5 protein-coding genes and 1 pseudogene are annotated in these 3,383 nt (G+C 65.6%); 2 read left to right on the top strand and 4 right to left on the bottom strand.

Annotation, left to right across the window (positions count from 1 at the left end; genetic code table 11):
- Positions 1-434 (top strand): tRNA-dihydrouridine synthase (locus ABT297_RS42795; protein ID WP_350559882.1); only part of this gene is annotated, 434 nt, incomplete at its 5' end.
- Between the two features lie 284 nt (positions 435-718).
- On the opposite strand, the gene ABT297_RS42790 is transcribed toward ABT297_RS42795, so the two are convergent.
- The 4 genes from ABT297_RS42790 to ABT297_RS42775 all read right to left on the bottom strand — a co-directional run bounded on the left by ABT297_RS42790 (position 719) and on the right by ABT297_RS42775 (position 2,822).
- Complete coding sequence (locus ABT297_RS42790) at positions 719-1,333, bottom strand: hypothetical protein (protein ID WP_350559879.1); 615 nt, start codon at positions 1,331-1,333, stop codon at positions 719-721.
- A complete protein-coding gene (locus ABT297_RS42785; RefSeq protein ID WP_350559876.1) occupies positions 1,326-1,742 on the bottom strand; it encodes a hypothetical protein in 417 nt (138 codons plus the stop codon). The genes ABT297_RS42790 and ABT297_RS42785 overlap by 8 nt, the downstream gene beginning before the upstream one ends.
- A gap of 367 nt (positions 1,743-2,109) precedes the next feature.
- The gene (locus ABT297_RS42780) at positions 2,110-2,448 is read right to left on the bottom strand and encodes an XRE family transcriptional regulator (RefSeq protein WP_350559873.1); all 339 of its coding nucleotides are present in this window, start codon (positions 2,446-2,448) and stop codon (positions 2,110-2,112) included.
- Positions 2,445-2,822 (bottom strand): type II toxin-antitoxin system RelE/ParE family toxin, encoded by a 378-nt coding sequence (locus ABT297_RS42775; protein ID WP_502885727.1) that lies wholly within the window; start codon positions 2,820-2,822, stop codon positions 2,445-2,447. The genes ABT297_RS42780 and ABT297_RS42775 overlap by 4 nt, the downstream gene beginning before the upstream one ends.
- 85 nt (positions 2,823-2,907) lie before the next feature.
- Here ABT297_RS42775 and ABT297_RS42770 point away from each other — a divergent pair.
- A pseudogene (locus ABT297_RS42770) lies at positions 2,908-3,383 on the top strand (tRNA dihydrouridine synthase); the annotation flags it as partial.

The following is a 3,383-nucleotide window of genomic DNA, read 5'->3' as shown; positions in this document are numbered from 1 at the left end:
GCCGCGGCTGTCTGGGCCGCCCGTGGCTGTTCGCCGACCTGGCCGCCGCGTTCGCGGGCCGCACCGAGCGGGTGCTGCCGTCGCTGGGCGAGGTGGCGGCCCTCATGTACCGGCATGCGGAGCTGCTGACGGAGTGGCTGGGCACCGAGCGCGACGGCGTGACGGATTTCCGCAAGCACGTGGCTTGGTATCTGAAGGGCTTCCCGGCCGGCGGCGAGCTACGCCGCTCGCTGGCGATGGCGTCGTCCCTGACGGAGCTGTCGGACCTGCTCGCCCAGCTGGACTCGACGGCCCCGTTCCCACGCGAGATCCTGGGCCAGCCGCGCGGCCGCACAGGCACCCCGGGCCGGGTTATCCTCCCAGACGGCTGGCTAACCGACCGCGACTCGGACCTGATCCCCGAGGACGCCGAACTCGACGACTCCGGCGGCTAGATGCCCGAAGTGCTGCCAGTGGAGCCGAACCCAGTGCTGCGTGCGGATCGGCCGCCGCCTCCGGGGCTCCGGCCGTCGGTCGCCAGGGTTTGACCGTGTCAGGCGGCTTGGCCGACCTAGTCGAAGTCACTGTTGAGCCGAGCCGCGCGGCAATCGGTCCCGTCGCTCTCCGCGTAGGCGTGCTGAATGATTGCGACATGCTTGCGACTCGGAGGTGATCGCTGAGGTGGCGAACTCGACGATCCCGGCAACCGTCGGCCAAGAGCCAATCCTGATTTCGCGGTCTAGATCGTCGCTGGCAGGACGCTCAAGTCCTGAGTCATGCCTTTGATTACCGCCCTGTCGATGTCGGGGCGCTCTTCGTACATCTTCCACTGCCCGCTCGACAATTTGTCGATGACGCTCTGCAGGCCCGCTCGAGCTTTCACAACAGCCTCGTCGCGCAGCACGATCGCGCCCGCGCCCGAGTCGCGCTCCGCCAACGCGATGCCAATCAGACTCACGGCATTGCTCACATCGTCGAGTATTCCGATGGTGTCCCATTTGTCGCCGGTTGAAAGGGTCATGTGATTCAGGCTCACACAGCGCGCCGCTTGGCCGAGCGATGCCAGCAGCCGCCCTGTGGCGCGGACGTTGAGAACTGCGTGCGGGGTGTCGTCAATATCTTGTGACTCTGACGTTTGGGCCTCATGGATTCGAGCGGCCAGGTCGCGAGCGGGAAAAATGCTCATGTAGGTGTTCACGACGGTTTTCTCGGTGATGCCCATCTGCTTGCTGATTCGGCGGACTTGGGCTTCGACGATGTCTTCGACGGCTGAACGCGAGATCTCGACCTCGAGCATCCGGCACTCGTTGAGGACTTCGTCGACGTGACGAATGAAGGCTCGGCCCTTACGCATCGGCGCTCCTTGTTGAAGAAAGCTGCATCCCAAGTCGCACGGCGGCTCGGTAGGTCAGTCGCCATAGATGGTGCACTTCTTGTTCGCCGATGAGATCCTCCTCCACGAGTCGTTGCAGTTCGTTGAGGAGGGCAACCGCTGTAACGTGGCTGCGCTCGTTCTCCGATGTTGTCCGGAGTCGGTCCCGTTCGGCCTCGAGGTCGAGCGTCCAGGAAATTGCCTCGTGCTCGGTCGCGAATGTTTTGGTCTTGCGTTTACCGTCGGACATGAGAACTGCCGCTTGGAAGTTCTTTGACGGCAACTTGCGGATTGATCCCATGCGCGCACGCATCCCAATGTCGGTCCACAGTGGCAATCGAAGTTGCGGTACGTCGGCCGCATAGGTCGATGCGAGAAGAGTATTGCGCATGCGCAGCGCATGCGCAGCGCATGCGCAACCCGGGACTTGTCCGGCTTGTGCATCGCTGCAGCGTCTACCGCCTCGGCGAACTCGTTCGCGGCGACTACCTCACCGCAGTCGAGCAGTCCAGCGGTAGCGCTGGATTCGTCCCACCGGGCTGCGCACTGCTCTGGCGAAGGCCAAACCTTCCCAGCTCCGCCGGTCGTGCCGCGTAGGCCCGTGGTGCCGTAGTTCGAGCTCTGCTGGCCGTCGGCCGCCTCGGAAAGACCCACAGCTTCACCGGCGAGGGCCCTGGCGCTACGTCCCCGTTATGGCCTGCGACCCGACCGGCGCGGCGTTGAGATTCGCCGCGCGCGGCCCACCGCGACTGCTGGGGTCAAGCGAGGACGTAGGATTCGTCGCCAAAGTCGGCGATGATCTTCAGCTTTCCGCCGAGTGCCTGGACGTAGGCGGCGAGTGTGTCGACCTCGCTGCGCGAGATCTCTCCCTTCTCGATCCGCGACACGCGTGCCTGCGTCACGCCCATCACTTTCGCGATGTCGGTCTGTGTCGCGTGCTGGCGACGGCGGACCTCGGCCAGGCGGTAGGCACGCGCCTGGGCGATCAGCTCGTGTGCACCGGCTTGGATCTCCGCGCGCTCCGCGTCGGAGAAGCCGAGTTCGGCCTTCATGTCATCCCAGGAGATGGCCTGCGGATCCTTGAGGTGGTCCATCATTGCTCACCGTCCTTCTCTTGCAGCCGCTGCAGATGGGCTTCGTACGCCGCCTCCGCAACCGGTATCGCCGTTCTGTACCAACCCTGCCAGTTGCCGGCCTTGTCTCCGCCAACCAACAGGACCGCCTGCCGGACTGGATCGAACACAAACAACAGCCGGACTTCGCTTGCGCCGGCTGACCCGGGTCGCAACTCCTTCAGGTTTGCAAGCCTCGATCCCCGAACTGTGTCCACGAGGGGCCTGCCCAGCGCGGGTCCCTCAACCGCCAGCGCGTCAACTGCCGCACTGATCAGTGCCAGGGTCCTACGGTCGGAGTGCCGCAAATCATGAAGCCACGAGCGAACCGGCTCGACTACCACGATCGTCCACGCCAAGTCGCGCCCCCGAGCATGTTGCCTGTACTATATGTCATGAGTATTATATCGACCAGATACTACAATTGGTAGTCGCCAGATCGCAAACTTCGGCTGCAGCGTCCCGAAGGTCGCCCGCCGCGGCGGCGGCTCGGCTCTGCCGTGGAAGCGCCGCCTGTTCCGCTCGATCGTCTCGTCGGCGGTCGAGGCGGCTCAGGGCCTGCCGGTGACGGTGAAGATGCGCATCGGCATCGGCGACGAGCACCGCACCTTCCTGGATGCCGCCCTGACCGCCCAGGACGCCGGTGTGGCGTGGGTGGCGCTGCATGCGCGGACGGCCGCGCAGCGCTACTCGGGCGAGGCCGACTGGTCCGCGATCGCGACGCTCAAGCAGGCCCTGGGCATTCCGGTCCTGGGCAACGGTGACATCTGGGAGGCGACAGACGCCCTGCGGATGACGACGTCGACGGGCTGCGACGGCGTGGTCATCGGCCGCGGCTGTCTGGGCCGCCCGTGGCTGTTCGCCGACCTGGCCGCCGCGTTCGCGGGCCGCACCGAGCGGGTGCTGCCGTCGCTGGGCGA

This window comes from Dactylosporangium sp. NPDC000555, assembly GCF_040300025.1.
GTDB lineage: Bacteria > Actinomycetota > Actinomycetes > Mycobacteriales > Micromonosporaceae > Dactylosporangium.
This window is presented reverse-complemented; position numbering and strand designations above follow the sequence as displayed.

Excerpts from the sequence above, each read along its gene's own strand:
- ABT297_RS42780 (WP_350559873.1), bottom strand. The coding sequence starts at position 2,448 with ATGATGGACCACCTCAAGGATCCGCAGGCCATCTCCTGGGATGACATG.
- ABT297_RS42790 (WP_350559879.1), bottom strand. The coding sequence starts at position 1,333 with ATGCGTAAGGGCCGAGCCTTCATTCGTCACGTCGACGAAGTCCTCAAC.
- ABT297_RS42785 (WP_350559876.1), bottom strand. The coding sequence starts at position 1,742 with ATGCGCAATACTCTTCTCGCATCGACCTATGCGGCCGACGTACCGCAA.